The organism is Larsenimonas suaedae (assembly GCF_023712105.1).
Taxonomy (GTDB): Bacteria; Pseudomonadota; Gammaproteobacteria; order Pseudomonadales; family Halomonadaceae; genus Larsenimonas; species Larsenimonas suaedae.
Map to the genome: position 1 here is coordinate 144,648 of NZ_JAMLJI010000004.1, position 18,102 is coordinate 162,749.

Consider the following 18,102-nt stretch of genomic DNA (forward strand, 5'->3'; position numbering starts at 1 on the left):
GGGCGGGGCGGCCGTTAGTCATTGGGATCGAGCTTTTGTACTTCGCTGAGCAGGTTCATCAGCGTGCGGTATTTCTCGGGGCCGAGGTGCTGCTGGATCTTTTGATACTGACGCATCATTTCATCCTTCATGCTTTCAAGCAGCTCGTTGCCCTTGGGCGTCAGCGTGACACACAGCCGGCGTTGATCGGTTTCGGGCTTCCAGCGATGCACCAGGCCGTTTTGCTCGAGCCGCATGAGAACGCCGGTCAGGCTCGGGCGCAGAATGCAGGCGCGTTCGGCCAGCTGGTAACTCTCGAGCGTCTGTTTATCGGCCTGCCACAGAATACGAATAACGCGCCACTGCTGCTCGGTGATGTTGTTGCGGTTGAGGTGCGGCCTGAAAAAATCCATGGCGGATTCGCGGGCCTGAAGCAGGGCCAGGGTCAGGGAAGGAGTCGGACGCGCCATGTTCTGCCTTGTCTGGGAAGTCACTGAAGGAATCGTATCCTGACGTCTGAGGCCGACACTGTCGAGACCCCTGCTACGAATATAGGGCGTCGACCTTGGTCGCGCGGTGCGTGCGCCTGGGCCGAGCCGGGCGTTGACCGTTTCGAGGCTTAAGACGTTACCGACCATGGTGCATGGTGCCCTTATCAGGTTTCTGGGAGGATCAAGCGACCGGGAATCACACGTCAGGGAATAAAACGTCGCCAGAAAATCAAAACAACAGGAAGCCTGCGCCTTTGTCGATGGATCCTGCACCTTTATCGATGGATCGCGGCAGCAGCCTATAGGGAATTTGCGACGGCTTCGCACTTACACTCGTTCAACGAGGATGCGTTCATGGCCATATTGACCACTCCATGCCTGGAATTGGCCCCCGCCTCAAGGGTCATTCGACACCAAACTTACAGCGTCCAGCAGCACGTTGCGGGGTATCAGGGCTGGGACCTGCACGTCATGCAGCTGTCGGAAGGCCGCTTTGATGGCGAGATCACCTTCGTCGACCTGGAAGGCTTGCGGGTGGTCAGGGACCAGAGCAGCCAGGCCATGCTCAAGCAGGGCGGCGTCAACAGCGCGTCCATCAGTTTCAGCTTTCCACTGACACGACCGAAGACGCCGTTGATCTGTCAGGGTAAAAGCTATCCCGACGCCGGCATACTGGCCATTCGAGGCGGGGAGCTTCCTGAGATTCGCGTGGCGGCGGGCCTTGATCTGTTGTCGATGAGCATCGATTCTCCTTACCTCGCCACCTTGCTGCACGGCCCGGATGCGCCGATCGATACGCTGCTGACCGGCCCCAATTACTTGCCGACCACGACGAACTACCAGACGCTTGCACAGCTTTTTGAGCTGACCTGTACGACGTTATCGCGCAAGCCATCACCTGCGGTGATTCGAGAGCTGCGAGACACCTTTGTCGGCCACATGCTTGATGCACTCGAGCACGGTGAGATCGAGAAGGTGACGCCTTCAGCGCGAAAGCGTGTGGTCGACCGTGCCCGCGACGTCATCACCGCCCACGACAACGAACCCATCGCCATTCCCTCCCTGTGCCACCAGATCGGCGTCAGCCGTCGCAAGCTTCAATACTGTTTTCAGGAGTGCATTGGTGTGAGCCCCTACACCTACGTGCGCCTGTTTCGACTCAACGCCATTCATCGGGCGCTGACTTACGGTGATGAGGACATGCGTGTGCAGGACGAGGCCGCGCGCTGGGGCTTTTTCCATCTGGGCCGGTTTTCGATGGAGTATCGCCGGCTGTTCGGTGAACGGCCTTCCGATACCCTCAATCGTGCGCGTGGAAATCGTGCCATATCCGGATAACGACTCGTCGTGATCGAGTCATAAGCTGAAGCATGACCTCAGCGAATGAAGGAGCCGGCGATGACGACAGTGCACTACTCGGTCAAGCCTCGTTCCAGGGTAGACCTCTCGGGCCGGCCTCGCGGCGATCGACCTCATCGCATGAGGGGCGCCTCAGTGTGCAGTCTGCGGCCATGCAGTACCACGGTTTCATCAAGGGGGCGTCATGACCATGCCATCCTCGAGCAGCGCGCTCAGCGCGCGTGACACTTCCCTGCTGCTGTGCAGCAGCCTGGCGCTGGTCGGCTCCCTGCTGGTAAGCCCCATGATGCCGCGGCTGATGGCGTCGGTCATGCCTTCGCTCAATATACCGTCTGCCTGGTACTCGTTGGTCTCATCGACTCCCGCTCTGACCATTGCGCTGTTCGCGCCATTTGCCGGCTGGCTTGCCGATCGCATCGACCGAAAATACCTGTTGGTGGGCGCGCTTTCGGCCTATGGCGTGCTGGGTGTGCTTCCGATCTGGCTTGATAGCCTTGAAGGCGTTATCGGGTCGAGGCTTGCGTTCGGCGCCTGTGAGGCTGTGGTGTTGACCGTCTGCCTTGCCTTGATCGCCGATCACGTTCAAGGCCCTCGACGACTACGCCTTGTGGGACAACAGGCGGTTGTTGTATCGCTTGCGGGCACGTTCCTGTATGGCTTTGTCGCCGGGGCGGGCGCCGCGACCTGGCAGATGCCGTTTTATCTGTACGTGCTGGCGCTGCCGTTGGTGCCTTTGATTATCAAGCGGGTAAAGACATCGGCCGTTGATCAGCACATGGCACTGCCTCATCGGTCCAACCTGTCTGCGCTGATGGCGGGGTGCGCTCTAATCGCGACGGGCATGATGCTGAGTTACGCGGTCCCTCAAGCGTTGCCGACAGTTATGGCCTCTCTTTCCATCGAGTCGAATGCGCTGAGCGTGCTTGCCATCACGACCGGTCTTTTTTGTTCGCTGCTGGGGGCGCTGCTGTGGCGCCCGGCGCATGCCGTGTTCGGTAGCCTGGGGTGTTGCGCACTGCTTTTTGTGCTGATGGCCATCGGGTTTGTCGCGCTGACGATTACCGCGGACTACGTATCGCTGGTCGTCGCGATCGCGATCCACGGGATTGGTGTTGGCCTTTTGGTGCCGACGGCCCTGGTGCTGGCCATGAACGCTTTGACGCCGTCAACGCGAGGGCGTGGGCTTGGGCTGTTCATTGGCTCTCTTTATTTCGGCCAGGGGCTGAGCTTCGTAGTAGTGCTCGTGGCCGCCGGCCTCGGCGGTAGCGTCGAGGGCGGCATGGTGACTCTGGCTGCCTTGGCTGCGGTATGTGCCCTGGGTTCTGGTTTATTCGCGCTTAAGGTTTCAAGCGCATCATCATCAACGTGCACCAACGCAATTTTGGGTGACTCAGGAGAGTGACAATGACACAAGACGTTCAACATCTACTGGACACACATGACGGCCTGGGCCTTGCGCAATGCGTCAAAACGGGCGACGTCACCGGCGAGCAGCTGCTTGATGGCGTGATCGAGCGCCTTGAGAAGGTCGAGCCGAGCATCAATGCCGTGGTCGACCGACTTTATGACGCGGCGCGCGCGGAAAGCCGCAAGCCTCATGCGGCCGGCCAGCCCTTTGCCGGGGTGCCGACGCTGGTCAAGGACCTCTTCTCACCGCTTGAAGGCGCCCGCATGACACAAGGCTCCGTCGTCGGTGGGGACGTCAAGGCCGAGTTCGACGCCGAAGCCGTGGCGCGTCTGCGTCGTGCGGGCTGCCTGTTGATGGGCACCAGCACCTCGCCGGAATTCGGCACGTCCTACACCACCGAATCCACCCGTCATGGCGCCACGCGCAACCCCTGGGACCTCGAGCGCAGTGCCGGCGGTTCCAGCGGTGGCGCGGCGGCGCTGGTGGCGGCACGGGTCGTGCCCTTTGCCCACGGCAACGATGGCGGCGGGTCGCTGCGGGTGCCGTCCTCCTGCTGTGGCGTGTTCGGGCTTAAGCCAAGCCGCGGGCTGCTGCCCTCCGGGCCGATGGCCGGTGAAGGCTGGGGCGGCATGGGTACGTCTCACGCGATCACCCGCTCGGTGCGCGACAGCGCTGCCCTTCTGGATGCGACTGCGGGCACGGACCTGGGCGCGCCCTATGCTGCGCCGGTGAGTCAGAACACCTATCTGAGCGCGACCCAGCGGGCGCCGGGCCGTTTGCGCATCGGCCTGATCGATGGGCCGGAGATCTCATCTGACGCTGCCGACTCGGTTCGTCACACCATTGCGCTGTGTGAATCGCTCGGCCATCAGGTGGATACGGTCAAGCTGCCGCTTGACTGGGATGAATTCTACAGCCGCTGCTTCGACATCATCGGGCCCAGCACCCAGGAGCTGCTCGATACGATCGGCGGCATGCGCGGCCAGGCGGTCAAGGAAGAGGAAATCGAGCCACGCACGAGGGTCATGCTGCGTGAGCGCGGTCACCTTGATGCCACGCAGTACGTCTCCGCGATCAATTACATCCATGCGCTCGGACGCAAGGTCGCAACGACCATGCTGGAGTTCGACGTACTGCTGTCGCCGACACTTGCCCGCAAGCCGCCGGTCATCGGTACGCTCGACGCGTTCGATGACTCACTCTCGCTTGATGACGTCATCCAGGCCTTCCACAGCTACTGCCCGTTCACGGCGCTGTTCAATGCCACCGGTCAGCCGGCCATGTCGGTGCCGCTTTACTGGACCGAGGACGGCCTGCCGCTGGGCAGTCACTTTGCCGGCCGGTTCGGCGAAGAGGGTCGGCTGTTCTCACTGGCCGCGCAACTCGAGGCCGAGCAGCCGTGGGCCGGGCGCATTCCGCCGACCAATGCCTGCGCGCGCTGAGTCGCACTGCATGTTGCATCGCTAAACGACACCGGGCACTGCCCGGTGTTTTTTCAGGTGGGCCGAGGCACTTATAACAAAAGGGCAGTTAACAACAAGGCAGTTAACAACAAGGCAGTCAACAACAAGAATCGAGTCAGGAGGCGGGACATGACACGCATCATGGCAATCTCTCTATGTATTTTTGGCCTTCAGGCCGCAAGCGCCTGCGCTGCACAGAACGCCACGCAGGACGTCGCGGATCGGGTGTACATGAACGGCATCATCCATACCCAGGATGACGCGCGCACGAAGGCTCAGGCGGTCGCGATCAAAAACGGCACGTTCGTCGCGGTCGGGCGCGATCAGGACCTCAAGCGCTATATCGGCCCCGGCACCGAGGTGATGGATCTGCAGGGGAAAACGGTCATGCCCGGCATCATCGATGCCCACGGCCACTACGTGCGCGGATTCAAGCGTGAGCTGTTCAACTGTGATTTCCCGAGCAGCACTCCGGCGGCGGCCATTGCCGAGAAAGTCGAGGCCTGCGTTGAGCGGGCAAAGCCCGGCGAATGGGTTGTGGGTGGGGCTTGGGCCTCGAGCTACGCCAGTACCGGCACCGTCAATAAGGCCGTGCTGGATGCGGTGTCGCCCGATAATCCGGTCTATCTGCTCGATGACACTGGCCACAACGGCTACGTCAATTCAAGGGCGCTGGCGGCGGCCGGATTTACCAAAGAGAAAGCCCGCCAGATGCCTGCGATCGTCACCGATGACAGCGGCGAGCCCACCGGCATTCTGCAGGAAGACGCCGCCGGCGCGCTGACCCGCATCATCCCGCCCATGAGCGATGAGAACTACCAGGCGGTGGTCAAGCACGCGGTCGAGAGGGCCAATCGCTACGGCATTACCACCTTTGTAGAAGCGCGCACCGACCGACCCACGATTCGGGCCTATCACGATGTGGATGAAATGCACGGGCTGACGGCGCGGGTGGTGGCCTTTCTCCAGTACGGCACCGACTTCAACGAATCCCGCGAGACACAGCGCGAAACGCTCGATCAGCACCAGCGCTATCAGTCCAGAAACGTGGAGGCCAATAACGCCAAGTTCTACCTCGACGGCGTACCGCCAGCGTTTACTGCGGCCCTTTTAAGCCCCTATCAGGTCGATGCACTGCATGAGCATCATTTGCCGGACGATTTTCGCGGCACGCTTCGCATGAGCCCGGATACGCTGCGAAAGGACGCCATCGCGCTGGATCAACAGGGCATTACCCTCAAGTTTCACGCCGCAGGCGATGCGGCGGTGCGTGAGGCGCTGGATACGCTTGAGGCCGTGCGCAGGGCCAACCCCGACGGCCACCTTCACCACTCCATTGCCCATGTCGGCATGGCAAGCCCAAACGATTTGCCCCGGTTCAAGACGCTTGATGTCACGGCTGACATCGCCCCGCCGATCTGGGTCAAGGGGCCCTACAGCGACACCATGACCGAGGTGCTGGGCACGGCGCGCTACGCGCGAACGCCGCCCACGGCGGAGCTTTTGAAGGCCGGCGCGGTGATCGCCTATGGCTCCGACTGGCCTTCCATTGCCGCCTCGATCAACCCCTGGCCGTCGCTGGCCTCGATGGTGCACCGCGATATCGGCCCCGAGCAGAGCATTCCGCTTGAGGCCGCAATCGATACGATGACCCGCGGCGGCGCCTGGTCGGTCAATAAATCGGCCGAGATCGGCTCGATCGAGCCGGGCAAATCGGCCGACATGGTCGTTATCGACCGCGACCCGTTTGCCATTTCGGCCGATGACATCGCAGACATTGAGGTGCTGTCGACGGTATTTCGCGGCAAGACGGTTTATCAGCGTGATCGAGTGGGTGAATAGACGCGCGGTGCACCGGGGCCAGTCAAAAAAACGCCCCGGCCTTCGAGAGAGGGCCGGGGCGATGTCGATCAGGTGCGTTATGCGGGTGGGTTATTTGATCCCCATGCACAGGTACTTGACCTCGAGGTAGTCCTCGATGCCGTAGTGCGAGCCTTCGCGGCCGACGCCGGAGGCCTTGATGCCGCCAAACGGCGCGACTTCGGTCGAAATGATGCCCTCGTTGATGCCGACCATGCCGTATTCGAGCGCCTCGCCCATGCGCCAGCAGCGGCCTATGTTCTGGGTGTAGACGTAAGCGGCCAGACCAAACGGGGTGTCGTTGGCCATGTCGATGGCCTGCTGCTCGGTCGTGAAGCGAAACAGCGGCGCGAGCGGGCCAAAGGTCTCTTCACTGGCCACGTCCATGTCAGGCGTCACGTCACCGAGCACGGTCGGCTCGAAGAAGCTGCCGCCGAGTGCGTGGGGCTTGCCGCCACACAGAACGCTCGCGCCGTGCTGGACGGCGTTGTCGATGTGGGCCTGTACCTTCTCGACCGCCTTCTGGTTGATCAGCGGGCCTTGCTGGGCACCGTCTTCTTCGGCGGGGGCGACCTTGAGCGCGTTGACCGCCGCGACCAGCTTCTCGCTGAAGGCGTCATAAACCGCGTCGTGGACCAGGATGCGGTTGGTGCAGACGCAGGTCTGGCCGCTGTTGCGGAATTTTGAGGCGATCGCGCCGTCGACGGCGGCGTCGAGGTCGGCATCGTCAAAGACGATGAACGGCGCGTTACCGCCAAGCTCCATACTGACCTTCTTGATGGTGCCGGCGCACTCTTCCATCAGCTGGCGGCCAATCTCGGTGGAGCCGGTAAAGGAGAGCTTGCGGATAGTCTCGCTGTGGGTGAGTTCGGTGCCGATGTCTCCCGCGCGCCCGGCGACCACATTGAACACACCCGCCGGCACGCCCGCGCGCTCGGCAAGTTCAGCCAGTGCCAGCGCGGAAAGCGGCGTTTCGGAGGCCGGTTTAAGCACCATGGTGCACCCGGCGGCCAGCGCCGGGCCCGCCTTGCGGGTGATCATCGCGATCGGGAAGTTCCACGGCGTGATGGCCGCGACCACCCCTACCGGCTGCTTGATCACGACCAGCCGGCGGTCGGGCTTGTCGTTTGGGATCACATCGCCGTAGATGCGCTTGCCTTCCTCGGCGAACCACTCGATGAAGCTGGCGCCGTAGTCGACCTCACCGCGGCTTTCGGCCAGCGGTTTTCCCTGTTCCGCACTCAGGATGCGGGCGAGGTCTTCCTTGTGCTCCTGCATCAGCGCAAACCAGCGCTTGAGGATCAGCGAGCGGGCTTTGGCGGTCATGTCGCGCCAGGCCGGAAGCGCGTTGTTGGCGGCCTCGATGGCGCGCTGGGTTTCGGCCTTGCCGACGCGGGCAACGGTTGCCACGGTGTCGCCGTTGGCCGGGTTGGTGACATCAAAGGTATCGCCGCTGTCGGCGTCGAGCCATTGGCCATCAATGTAGGCCTGCTGGCGGAGAAGACGGGCATCTGTAAGGTTCATGAGTCGTCCTGGCGTTAGGGGCGGATAGGGCCCGGCCGGGGTCGGCCGAGCCTCGATAAACAAAAAGTGTCGAGGCGCTGGCTCAGTACACCGAGGAAGTCGGCAGTTCCGGGCCGTCGCCGTCCTTGAACTCGCCGGCAAGCGTTCTCAGGGCGCCCATCAATAGGCTGGTATCCACGCCCACCGCCACGAAGGTGGCGCCAAGCTCGAGATAGCGCCGGGCGAGCGTCTTGTTGGCCGATAGAATGCCGGCGGCCTTGCCGGCCGCTTGAATACGGCCGATGCCGTCTTCGATGGCGGATTGCACCTCGTCATGCCCCGGGTCGCCGCGATGACCGAGCGAGGCGCTTAAATCGGCCGGGCCGATGAAGACGCCGTCGACGCCTTCCACGGCGGCGATGTCATCGAGGTTCTCGAGCCCCTGTTTGGTCTCGATCTGAACCAGCAGGCAGACCTCGTCATCGGCGCGGTCGAGGTAGCCCGGAATCGAGTTCCAGCGCGACGCGCGGGCCAGCGCACTGCCGACCCCGCGAATGCCGTCCGGCGGGTAGCGGGTGGCGCGCACCAGCTCGCGGGCCTGCTCGGCGGTATCGACCATCGGCACTAAAAGGGTCTGAACGCCGATGTCGAGGTACTGCTTGATGGTCGCGGCGTCCCCCACCGGCGGGCGGGCGATCGGCTGAACCGGGTAGGGCGCCACGGCCTGAAGCTGTTCGAGGATGGTGCGCAGATCGTTCGGGGCGTGCTCGCCGTCAATCAGGAGCCAGTCGAAGCCTGCGTTGGCGGCAAGCTCGGCGCAGTAGCCGTTGGCAAGCCCGAGCCATAGGCCGATCTGGGCCTCCTTGCGGGCAAGGGCCTGTTTGAAGGTGTTGATGGGCATATCCATGGGGCGCTCCTCGCGTGGTGTGACGTGACATCAGAAAGACACATGACATCGTCAAGGCGTATTACATCGGAAAGACGTATTACATCGGAAAGACGGCGTTGATCTGGCCGGTGCCGGAGCTTCCGAACGGGGCGGTGAGGATTTCGGCCGGGCGATCATAGCCCTCGCCAAGCACGCCCATCAGCATGGCGGTGTCGTGCATGCCGCCTTCGCCGTAGCAGTGGCCGGCGTACTCCGGCAGCATGGTGCGAAAGTCGTCGAACTTGCCCTCGCGCCACATCTCGACCACCCGAATGTCCATCTGGCGGTCGAACTCCCGCGACCAGCGGTGCATGTTTTCCTTGGCCTGGTTGTTGTCGGTGAAGCGGTGGGACAGCGACCCGGAGGCCAGCACCATGACCTTGTGATCGCTTGCCTCGATCGCCTCGCGCACCGCCTTGCCGAAACGAATGCTGTCGTTCAAATCGTGCCAGGCGTCCCAGGCCGCGATGGACACCACCTTGAAGGCGTCCTCCTCGGCGGTATCCATGTGCATGTAGCGCATCGGCACCAGGGTGCCGTATTCGAGCTTGAGGCTCTCGATGTTGTGCGCCATGGTGCGAATGTCGGACTGATTGGCATGCTCGGCGATCGCCTGGCCAAGTTCAGGGCAGCCGTCGTACTTGTAGGCCATGTTCTGGATGAAATGCGGCAATTCGTTGCTGGTGTACACGCCTTCGAAATGATCGCCGCAGTTGATGTGGTAGCCGCTGTTGACCAGCCAGTGGGTGTCGAACACCACGGCGACGTCTGCACCGAGCTCGCGGGCGCGCCGGCCGATTTCCTTGTGGCCGGCGATGGCCTCGGCGCGACAGCCGTAGTGCTCGCCCGGCTGCTCCGAGAGATACATCGAGGGCACGTGTGTGATCTTGGCGGCAAGTACGAGTTCACCCATGAGAAAATTCCTTGAAGCGGACGTGCGGGGCCGAAGGCCCTGGGCACGAGTCAGGCAGTGCCATGGAGTGGCGTGCCCGTCGGTGGTTAATATAGAGGCCTGTCGGGCGATTGCCCCGCGTAAGCCCAGGAGCGCAGCCATGGCGTTGGACCCTATCCCCAACATCACGATCGGCCAGGAATACGATCAGCGATACGCCGATGCGACGGTGCACTACGATGCCCTCGGTCGCATGGCGGATTTCTACGGCCGAAACATGCCGGTGCATCATCACGACCGCTTCTTTCAGGTGCACTATGTCAAACGTGGCATGGTGCGGGTCTATCTGGACGAGCGGCAGTTTCACCAGCAAGGCCCGATGTTCTTTCTGACCCCGCCGACCGTACCGCACTCCTTCACCACCGAAGATGGCAGTGATGGCCACGTGCTGACGGTTCGCCAGCAGCTGGTGTGGTCGCTGCTCGAGGAGCTTCCAGAACTCGGCGACGCCTCGGCGGTGGCGCCCGTGTGTGTGGCAACCGGCCGGGTGAACGACGAGGCCCGGCTTGACGTCAACCGCATCGAGCGGCTGTTCGACGAGCTTCGGCTCGAGTTCGAGGCCGACCGGCCGGGCCGGGAAGGCGCGCTGACCACGCTGACGCGACTGATCTTCGTGAGCCTCTTTCGGCTGTCGGCCAATTCGCTGACCGCCCAGAGCGTGCGTCACGACGACCTGTCGCTGTTTCACCGCTTCAATCTGGAGATCGAGGCCCATTACACCGCGCACTGGACGCTTGCCGACTACGCCCGTGCGCTCAATGTGACCGAGGCCCGGCTCAACAGCGTCTGCCGCCGCATCGCGGGCGTGCCCAGCAAGCGCGTGGTGCACGACCGGGTGATGCAGGAAGCGCGTCGCCTTCTGACCTTCACCCGCATGAGCGTAAACGAGATCGGCTATCAGCTCGGGTTTCAGGACCCGGGCTATTTCTGTCGATTCTTTGCACGTCATGCAGCCACCACCCCCTCTGGGTATCGTCGCGATCAGCCGGGCCATCGGTAGCGTGCCTGCCGCCTAGTCGAACGTCAGCGAAACGCTGCCGAACGCCCCGTAATCGGCCTCGATCCGGCTGCCAGAGGGGCATTCCACCGGGCCAATGAACGAGCCCGACAGGATGACCTGGCCGGCTTCGATCCGCTGACCGTAGGTCGCCATGCGCCGCGCAAGCCACACAAGACCCGTGACCGGGTCGTCCAGTACGCCTGCGCCAAGCCCGGTGGCCACCACGTCGTCGTTGTGCTTGACGATCGAGCCGACCCAGCGCAGGTCGAGCGCGCTCGGGTCATGACGCTCGGTCCCCAGCACGATGCCGGCGTTGGCGGCGTTGTCGGAGACGGTGTCGAAGATCACACGAGTCTGGCCGGTCTCCTCGTCCTTTCGAACGATGCGGGTATCGAGAATCTCGATCGCCGGCGTCACGTACTCGGTCGCGGCCAGCACGTCCTCGCGGGTGACGTCACCCTCAAGCGGCGCCTTCATCACAAACGCGATCTCGGCCTCGATGCGGGGCTGAATGAAGTGGCCCTTTGGAATCACGGCGCCGGTGTCATAGCGCATGTAGTCATAGAGCACGCCGCTGTCGGGGGTGTCGATGCCGAGCGCGTCCTGCATGACCTTCGAGGTCAGCCCGATTTTCCAGCCGAGAATGGCGTGATCCCGGGTCTTTCGTGTCATCTGAGCGGTCTGGATCGCGTAGGCATCATCAAGCGTCATGCCCGGATAGCGCTTCGAGAGAAGACCGATCTGTTTTCTGGATGCTTCCGCCGCCAGCAGGTCGTCGGCGGCGGCCGCAATCTGCGCGTCAGTCAGTGCCATGCTCGTCCTCCACGCCATTGGTCAGCGTGCCGATGCCGTCCGCCTCGATTTCGATCACATCGCCCGGCTTGAGCCAGATCGGCGGATCAAAGCGCGCACCGGCGCCGGTCGGCGTGCCGCAGACAATCACGTCGCCCGGCACCAGGGTGGTGAAGGTCGAGACGTAATTCACGATGTAGCGGAAATCGAACATCATTCGCGAGGTGCGATCGTTCTGGCGAACCTCGCCGTTGACGCGGGTGGTCAGTTCGATGTCATCAAGCTGATCGGCACGCTTGAACGGTACAAGCCAGGGGCCGATGGCACCGGTGGCGTCGAAGTTCTTGCCTTGCGTGACGTTGAACTTGGCGTGGCGGACCCAGTCGCGAATGGTGCCTTCGTTGCAAAGCGTGAGTGCGGCGATGTGCTCGTAGGCCTTTTCGCGGGAAATCCGGCGGCCGCCCTTGCCGATCACGATGGTGACTTCGCCCTCATAGTCGAGCTGCTCACTTTCCGGCGGACGCACCAGGTTCTCGTTATGGCCGACAAAGCTTCTCGGGAAGCGGATGAACAGCGACGGCTTGCTCGGGGCGGCCTGGCCGTCCTTGTATTCCTCGTTGCGCGAGGGGAAGTTGACGCCGACGCAGATCAGCTTTTCCGGATTGGCGATCGGGATCAGGTAGGTGACGTCTTCCTCGCGGTAGCTCGGGCTGCGGCCTTCGGCAACGGTCAGAAGCTCGTCGATGGCGCCGGCCTCGATCACTTCCTTGAGCCCCTTGAAGCGGCTGCCGAATTCCGGCGTCAGATCGACGATGCCATCGTCGGTCACGACCCCGAAACGGTCGGCGCCGTTGGCACGAAAGGACGCGAGACGAGGGGGAAGGGCGTTACTCATGGGCTATCTCCTGACGGCCCGAGCAGTCTCGGGCCCTTTGAATCATGGGTGCGACGTGTGTGACGGTCGGTTATACAACTGCCTTTTGGCTCAGGGCGCGACGATCGGCGTGGCGTTGAGCTGGGCGTCCCTGGGGTCGAGGTTTTCAAACTCGGAGCCGTGCTCGAACCAGGACCGCGGTGCCGCAGCGCCCCACAGCGTCTGGCGCTGCGGATCCTTCAGATCCCACTTGATCGCTTCCAGATCCGGATCGACGGTCTGGTAGTCCGAGCAGTAGATCTCGATGCGGTGGCCGTCCGGGTCGAGAATATAGAGGAAGAAGGCGTTGGAAATGCCGTGACGGCCCGGGCCACGCTCGATGTTGTCAACGTAGCCGGTGGTGGCCATCAAATCGCACAGATCGATGATATTAAGCGGTGTTGGCACCCAGAAGGCGGTGTGGTGTAGGCGCGGGCCGCGGCCGTTGGTGAAGGCCATGTCGTGTACGCCGCCCTTGCGGTGGGTCCAGGCCGCCCACAGCTTGCCGCTTTCCTCGTCTTCGGTGTATTCGGTCACGCGGAAGCCGAGCTGGTTGTAGAACGCGACCGCCTCATCGACGTCCGGCGAGAACAGGTTGAAGTGGTCGATGCGCAGCGGCTTGACGCCCTTGTAGAGCGCGTACTGCTGATGAATCGGGGCCAGCCGGTCCATCTTGAAGTACAGCTCGATTGGCACGTCGAAGCAGTCGGTGGTGCGAAGCGTGCGGCCCTGATAGGGGCGTTCGACCCACTCGACCGGATGGCCGTTCTTTTTGAACCAGTCGTGGGCCTTGTCGAGCTCGCCCTCGTCGAACACCTTGAACGACAGTGATTTAATCGTCGCGCTGTCGCTTTTTTCCAGCACAAGGCAGTGGTGGCCGCGTTCTTCCATGGCCCGCAGATAGATGCGGTTATCGTCTTCATCGGTGACCTGAAGGCCGAGCGTATCGACGTAGAAGTGACGGCTCTTGGCCAGGTCACTGACGCCAAACACCACGTGGCTCAGGCGAATGATGTTGAAGTCGGGGTAAAGATTGGGCGTTGGAATAGGCATGATGAGACTCCTGATGTTGGACAATAAATGTTCGTCAGGCAGGGCGGCGTAGGCCGCCCTGCGTGGTGACATCACCCGAGCTTCGGCACCTTGTGGGCCTTGCGCGGGAAGGAGACGTTGACGGTCTCCATGTAGAAGTCGAACGACCAGTCACCGCCGTCGCGGCCGATGCCGGACGATTTCACGCCGCCAAACGGCGACTCCAGGTGACGGACGTTTTCGGAGTTGACCCAGATCATGCCGGCTTCCAGCTCATCGGTCAGGCGCATGGCGCGGTCGAGGTCGTTGGTCCAGAGGTAGGCGGCAAGGCCGTACTGAGTGTCGTTGGCCAGGCGCAGCGCTTCCTCTTCATCCTTGAACGAAATGGCGGTCAGTACCGGGCCGAAGATTTCTTCCTGGGCGACCGTCATGTCGTTGGTGGCGTTGGTAAAGAGCGTCGGGCGCACGAAGCAGCCTTCATCGCCGGCCTTCTCGCCGCCGGCGGCAATGGTGGCCCCTTCTTCACGGGCCTTGTCGAAGTACGACAGTACCTTCTCTTCGTGCTCGGGGTGAATCAGCGGGCCGACGACGGTGTCGGGGTCGAGCGGATGGCCGACCTTTACGCCGTTGGCGACTTCCGCCACGCGGCGGGTGACTTCCTCGTAAATGCTTTCCTGCACCAAAAGGCGTGAGGAGGACGTGCAGCGCTCCCCGTTGAGCGAGTAGATCATGAAGGTAGCCGCGTTGACGGCGCGCTCGATGTCGGCGTCGTCGAACACGATGACCGGGTTCTTGCCGCCAAGCTCGAAGTGGAAGCGTTTAAGCGTCGGTGCGGCCTGCGCCATGATCAGCTGACCGGTGCGGCTTTCGCCGACAAAGGCGACCGCCTTGATGCCGGGGTGTTCGGTCAGGGCCTTGCCTGCGTCTTCGCCCATGCCGTTGACCAGGTTGAGAACGCCTTTGGGGAGTCCGGCTTCCTCGGCGATTTCAACCAGGAGCTTGGCAGTCATCGGCGAGAACTCGGCCGGCTTGTGCACCACGGTGCAGCCAGAGGCCAGCGCCGGCGCGATTTTCCAGGTCGAGAGCATGAACGGCGTGTTCCACGGCGTAATGACGCCGATCGGCCCCAGCGGGCGCTTGGAGGTCACGTTCATCTGGGTGTCGTTTCGAAGGGACAGCCCGTCCTCGGCCTGCGGCGCCCGGTCGGCGAAGAAGCGGAAGTTGGCCGCCCCGCGCACTGCCGCCTTCGACATGAAGCGAAGCGACTGGCCGGTGTCCATGCACTCGGTAAAGGCGATTTCCTCGGCGCGGGCCTCGATGGCTTCCGCGACCTTGATCAGAATCTCGCGGCGTTCCTTGCCGGGCGTCTTGCTCCAGGTCTTGAACGCCTTTTCCGCAGCCTTCACGGCGCGGTCGATGTCACTGGCACCGCCGTGGGCGACGTCGGCAAGCGGGGCGAGATCGACCGGAGAGATCGTTTCGAACGTCTTGCCGGAATCGGCAGGCACCGATTCGCCGTTGATGTGGTTCAAAACACCCTGTTCGCGAAAACGCTTCATGTAGTCCTGCGCGCGGGCGATGTTGTCGTTCAATTGGCTCATCAAGAATCCTCCAGAGGGGGCGTGGGGCTCACTGTTTGGACAGCCGGGTGTGGATCGGGGTGTCTTTCCAGCTCAGCGCGGCATCGATTTCGCGGATTTCAAGCGACAGGGCGAAATGTGGCGTTGAAAGCGGGGTGGCAAGTGCGCTCTGTACGGCCGCGAACAATTGCTCGCCGGCGGCCTTCAGGTCGTGCTCGGCGCGGCCGCTGCCCACGCTCAGGGTCATTGCCAGAAAGTCGTTGTCCGGGTGGTCGTCCGCCACGATGCAGTGATCCGCGGCAAAGGCACGGACGCGAATGCCGGCCAGCGGAAAGAGATCGGACTCCGCCATCACCTGGTAGGCGGCGCGGCAGACCTCGCGTACATCGACGCGCTGTTCGAGACCGGGTGAGTATTCGATATGCAAATGAGGCACGTCGTTCTCCTTGAAAGCCTGCGGTGTGTGCAAACGACCAGGTCAGACTTGAATCGTTAACATATTAACAATGATCCGTCGGTTTCCTGTCAAGCGTCTGCGCCTAATCATTTCGATGTATACGATGTGGGTTCAGACAGGGCGGCTTCAATTGCGCCCAACAGCCGATATAGACGGTCAGCGCCCCGGATCGTTCACAGATTAACGAGTTCGTTAGGCGCTTGGATGACATGCCGACCAAGGTAGGGGGTGTATTTATGAAAAGTACAATCGAGTCCGCGTAAAACACATCCTCATCGACCCTGGCGGTCTTCAGCATGGAAGGGGTCAGGGCTTTCGAGCGTGCCTTGCGAGGCAATCACCGCGTGTGTCATGCGTCCAGCCGGAGCCGAGTCGATCACTGAGGAGAAGACCATGCAATTTCACCATCACGGTTATGTATCGGGTGACCCCCGCGTTCAACCCGCGCTCGGCGAGGGGCTCGAGCGAAGCGATGCGCTGCCTGATGAGGTAGACGTATTGATCGTTGGCACCGGGCCTGCCGGCATGATCATGGCCGCGCAGCTGGCGCAGTTCCCCCACATTCGCACCCGCATCATCGAGCGCCGTGCCGGCCGGCTCGAGATCGGCCACGCCGACGGCATTCAGGCGCGAAGCGTCGAGACCTTTCAGGCCTTCGGCTTTGCCGGTCGCATCACCGCCGAGGCGTATCGCATCACCGAAATGGCGTTCTGGAAGCCGGACCCGGATCAGCCCGAGCACATCATTCGCACCGCCCGTACGCTTGATGACCCGGAAGGCATCAGCGAATTTCCTCACCTGATCGTTAACCAGGCCCGCGTGCTCGACTATCTGGCTGAATCCGCCGCCAATGGTCCGGCGCGTATCCGCCCGGACTTCGGCATCGAGTTCAAGGGGCTTGAGGTCGACGGGGAGGGTGACTACCCCGTAAGCGTCGCGCTCAAGCACGTTGCCGGCCCGGATGAGGGTCGTGAGCGTACGGTGCGGGCCAAGTACGTGGTCGGCTGTGATGGCGCGCGAAGCGGTGTGCGTAGCGCCATCGGCTGCACTCTTGCCGGAGACCAGGCCAACCACGCCTGGGGCGTGATGGACGTGCTGGCGCGCACCGATTTTCCCGACATCCGCACCAAATGTGCCATCCAGTCGCATTCCGGGGGCAGCATCCTGTTGATTCCGCGCGAGGGCGGGCATCTGTTTCGCATGTACGTCGATCTCGGCGAGGTGCCGGCCGATGGCGGAAGCGCCGTGCGCAATACGCCGATCGAGCAGATCATCGCCAAGGCCAATGACATTCTCACGCCCTACACCCTCGACGTTAAAGACGTGGCCTGGCACAGCGTCTACGAGGTTGGTCATCGGCTGACCGACCGCTTCGACGACGTTAAAAACCCCGATTCAGGGCGTCTGCCGCGGGTCTTCATTACGGGTGATGCCTGCCACACCCACAGCGCCAAGGCCGGTCAGGGCATGAACGTCTCGATGCAGGACGGGTTCAACCTGGGTTGGAAGCTCGGCTACGTGCTCTCGAACCGAAGCCCGGCGAGTCTGCTCTCGACCTATTCCGCCGAGCGTCAGGTGGTGGCCAAGAATCTGATCGATTTCGACAAGCAGTGGTCGACGATGATGGCCAAGCGCCCGGAAGAGTTCGAAAACCCGGGAGAACTGGAAGAGTTCTACACCCGCACCATCGAGTTTCCGGCCGGCTTCATGACCGAGTATGAGCCGTCACTGATCACCAACGACGCCGATCATCAGGCGCTGGCGACCGGCTTTCCCATCGGCAAGCGCTTCAAGTCGGCGATGGTCTCACGCGTGTGCGATGGCAACCCGTTGCAGCTTGGGCATCAGGCCAAGGCCGATGGCCGGTGGCGCCTTTACGTGTTTGCCGACGCCGCCACCCCCGAGGCGGACTCGAAGACCCGAAGCCTTGCCGAATGGCTGGCGCATTCAAGCGACTCGCCGCTCAATGCCTCGTTCCCCAATGGCAGTTCATGGATCGATTGGTTCGACATCAAGGTGATCTATCAGCAGCGCCATGAGGACATCGCCATTCAGGAGGTGCCGAGCGTGTTCACGCCCGAGGTGGGGCCATTCGAGCTGATTGATCTCGAAAACGTGTTCGGCGTGGCCCCGGGTGACGATATTTTCGACGCCCGTGGCATCGACCGTGACGGCGCAGTAGTGGTGGTGCGCCCCGATCAGTACGTGGCCGATGTGCTGCCACTCTCCCACGCCGACCGCCTCTCCGAGCTGTTCCTGCGGCTTCAGGCGTAATCCAAAAGGCAACCATTATGACGCCCCCGCGCCCCGGTTCGTGTGTGATGCACGCGCCGGGGCGTTTACGTTCAAAAGCCGGTGCCCGTTTGAAAGATACAATCGAGACGG

Annotated in this window: 15 protein-coding genes; 6 read left to right on the plus strand and 9 right to left on the minus strand. The window is 62.4% G+C overall.

Annotated features, from left to right (window positions below; all coding sequences use genetic code 11):
• Positions 1 to 14 precede the first annotated feature (14 nt).
• Complete coding sequence (hpaR, locus tag NAT49_RS12350) at positions 15 to 449, minus strand: homoprotocatechuate degradation operon regulator HpaR (RefSeq protein ID WP_251594649.1); 435 nt, start codon at positions 447 to 449, stop codon at positions 15 to 17.
• Positions 450 to 824: 375 nt separating this feature from the next.
• On the opposite strand from hpaR, the gene NAT49_RS12355 reads away from it, so the two are divergent.
• The 4 genes from NAT49_RS12355 to NAT49_RS12370 all read left to right on the plus strand — a co-directional run bounded on the left by NAT49_RS12355 (position 825) and on the right by NAT49_RS12370 (position 6,542).
• A complete protein-coding gene (locus NAT49_RS12355; protein WP_251594651.1) occupies positions 825 to 1,808 on the plus strand; it encodes a helix-turn-helix domain-containing protein in 984 nt (327 codons plus the stop codon).
• Between the two features lie 205 nt (positions 1,809 to 2,013).
• On the plus strand, positions 2,014 to 3,231 hold the full coding sequence (locus NAT49_RS12360; protein WP_251594653.1) for an MFS transporter: 1,218 nt from the start codon (positions 2,014 to 2,016) through the stop codon (positions 3,229 to 3,231).
• Between the two features lie 2 nt (positions 3,232 to 3,233).
• Complete coding sequence (locus NAT49_RS12365) at positions 3,234 to 4,679, plus strand: amidase (protein WP_251594655.1); 1,446 nt, start codon at positions 3,234 to 3,236, stop codon at positions 4,677 to 4,679.
• A 150-nt stretch (positions 4,680 to 4,829) separates the two neighbouring features.
• Positions 4,830 to 6,542, plus strand: coding sequence for an amidohydrolase (locus NAT49_RS12370; RefSeq protein WP_251594657.1), 1,713 nt, complete (start codon positions 4,830 to 4,832; stop codon positions 6,540 to 6,542).
• 90 nt (positions 6,543 to 6,632) lie between these two features.
• On the opposite strand, the gene gabD is transcribed toward NAT49_RS12370, so the two are convergent.
• The 3 genes from gabD to hpaD (NAT49_RS12385) all read right to left on the minus strand — a co-directional run bounded on the left by gabD (position 6,633) and on the right by hpaD (NAT49_RS12385) (position 9,904).
• Positions 6,633 to 8,084 (minus strand): NADP-dependent succinate-semialdehyde dehydrogenase, encoded by a 1,452-nt coding sequence (gabD, locus tag NAT49_RS12375; RefSeq protein WP_251594659.1) that lies wholly within the window; start codon positions 8,082 to 8,084, stop codon positions 6,633 to 6,635.
• An 82-nt stretch (positions 8,085 to 8,166) separates the two neighbouring features.
• The gene (gene hpaI / locus NAT49_RS12380; protein WP_251594661.1) at positions 8,167 to 8,970 is read right to left on the minus strand and encodes a 4-hydroxy-2-oxoheptanedioate aldolase; all 804 of its coding nucleotides are present in this window, start codon (positions 8,968 to 8,970) and stop codon (positions 8,167 to 8,169) included.
• Between the two features lie 79 nt (positions 8,971 to 9,049).
• Complete coding sequence (hpaD, locus tag NAT49_RS12385) at positions 9,050 to 9,904, minus strand: 3,4-dihydroxyphenylacetate 2,3-dioxygenase (protein ID WP_251594663.1); 855 nt, start codon at positions 9,902 to 9,904, stop codon at positions 9,050 to 9,052.
• A 139-nt stretch (positions 9,905 to 10,043) separates the two neighbouring features.
• Between hpaD (NAT49_RS12385) and hpaA the strand changes: the two genes are divergently transcribed.
• Positions 10,044 to 10,943 (plus strand): 4-hydroxyphenylacetate catabolism regulatory protein HpaA, encoded by a 900-nt coding sequence (hpaA, locus tag NAT49_RS12390; RefSeq protein WP_251594665.1) that lies wholly within the window; start codon positions 10,044 to 10,046, stop codon positions 10,941 to 10,943.
• A gap of 12 nt (positions 10,944 to 10,955) precedes the next feature.
• Here hpaA and NAT49_RS12395 read toward each other — a convergent pair whose 3' ends face one another.
• From NAT49_RS12395 to NAT49_RS12415, 5 genes are all read right to left on the minus strand, one after another.
• Positions 10,956 to 11,756, minus strand: a complete 801-nt coding sequence (locus NAT49_RS12395; protein ID WP_251594667.1) for an FAA hydrolase family protein — start codon at positions 11,754 to 11,756, stop codon at positions 10,956 to 10,958.
• The gene (locus tag NAT49_RS12400) at positions 11,743 to 12,630 is read right to left on the minus strand and encodes a fumarylacetoacetate hydrolase family protein (protein ID WP_251594669.1); all 888 of its coding nucleotides are present in this window, start codon (positions 12,628 to 12,630) and stop codon (positions 11,743 to 11,745) included. Before NAT49_RS12400 ends, NAT49_RS12395 begins: the two co-directional genes overlap by 14 nt.
• Before the next feature lie 90 nt (positions 12,631 to 12,720).
• A complete protein-coding gene (gene hpaD, locus NAT49_RS12405) occupies positions 12,721 to 13,701 on the minus strand; it encodes a 3,4-dihydroxyphenylacetate 2,3-dioxygenase (protein ID WP_251594671.1) in 981 nt (326 codons plus the stop codon).
• Positions 13,702 to 13,772: 71 nt separating this feature from the next.
• Positions 13,773 to 15,281: a 5-carboxymethyl-2-hydroxymuconate semialdehyde dehydrogenase gene (hpaE, locus tag NAT49_RS12410; protein ID WP_251594673.1), complete on the minus strand. Its 1,509-nt coding sequence runs from the start codon at positions 15,279 to 15,281 to the stop codon at positions 13,773 to 13,775.
• Positions 15,282 to 15,309: 28 nt separating this feature from the next.
• Entirely contained in the window at positions 15,310 to 15,696 is a 387-nt protein-coding gene (locus tag NAT49_RS12415) for a 5-carboxymethyl-2-hydroxymuconate Delta-isomerase (RefSeq protein ID WP_251594675.1), read from the minus strand.
• 414 nt (positions 15,697 to 16,110) lie between these two features.
• Between NAT49_RS12415 and NAT49_RS12420 the strand changes: the two genes are divergently transcribed.
• Complete coding sequence (locus tag NAT49_RS12420; RefSeq protein WP_251594677.1) at positions 16,111 to 17,991, plus strand: FAD-binding monooxygenase; 1,881 nt, start codon at positions 16,111 to 16,113, stop codon at positions 17,989 to 17,991.
• The last annotated feature ends 111 nt before the right edge of the window (positions 17,992 to 18,102 follow it).

Coding starts and splice junctions, on each gene's coding strand:
- hpaR (WP_251594649.1), bottom strand. CDS start 449: ATGGCGCGTCCGACTCCTTCCCTGACCCTGGCCCTGCTTCAGGCCCGC.
- NAT49_RS12355 (WP_251594651.1), top strand. CDS start 825: ATGGCCATATTGACCACTCCATGCCTGGAATTGGCCCCCGCCTCAAGG.
- NAT49_RS12360 (WP_251594653.1), top strand. CDS start 2,014: ATGACCATGCCATCCTCGAGCAGCGCGCTCAGCGCGCGTGACACTTCC.
- NAT49_RS12365 (WP_251594655.1), top strand. CDS start 3,234: ATGACACAAGACGTTCAACATCTACTGGACACACATGACGGCCTGGGC.
- NAT49_RS12370 (WP_251594657.1), top strand. CDS start 4,830: ATGACACGCATCATGGCAATCTCTCTATGTATTTTTGGCCTTCAGGCC.
- gabD (WP_251594659.1), bottom strand. CDS start 8,084: ATGAACCTTACAGATGCCCGTCTTCTCCGCCAGCAGGCCTACATTGAT.
- hpaI (WP_251594661.1), bottom strand. CDS start 8,970: ATGGATATGCCCATCAACACCTTCAAACAGGCCCTTGCCCGCAAGGAG.
- hpaD (WP_251594663.1), bottom strand. CDS start 9,904: ATGGGTGAACTCGTACTTGCCGCCAAGATCACACACGTGCCCTCGATG.
- hpaA (WP_251594665.1), top strand. CDS start 10,044: ATGGCGTTGGACCCTATCCCCAACATCACGATCGGCCAGGAATACGAT.
- NAT49_RS12395 (WP_251594667.1), bottom strand. CDS start 11,756: ATGGCACTGACTGACGCGCAGATTGCGGCCGCCGCCGACGACCTGCTG.
- NAT49_RS12400 (WP_251594669.1), bottom strand. CDS start 12,630: ATGAGTAACGCCCTTCCCCCTCGTCTCGCGTCCTTTCGTGCCAACGGC.
- hpaD (WP_251594671.1), bottom strand. CDS start 13,701: ATGCCTATTCCAACGCCCAATCTTTACCCCGACTTCAACATCATTCGC.
- hpaE (WP_251594673.1), bottom strand. CDS start 15,281: ATGAGCCAATTGAACGACAACATCGCCCGCGCGCAGGACTACATGAAG.
- NAT49_RS12420 (WP_251594677.1), top strand. CDS start 16,111: ATGCAATTTCACCATCACGGTTATGTATCGGGTGACCCCCGCGTTCAA.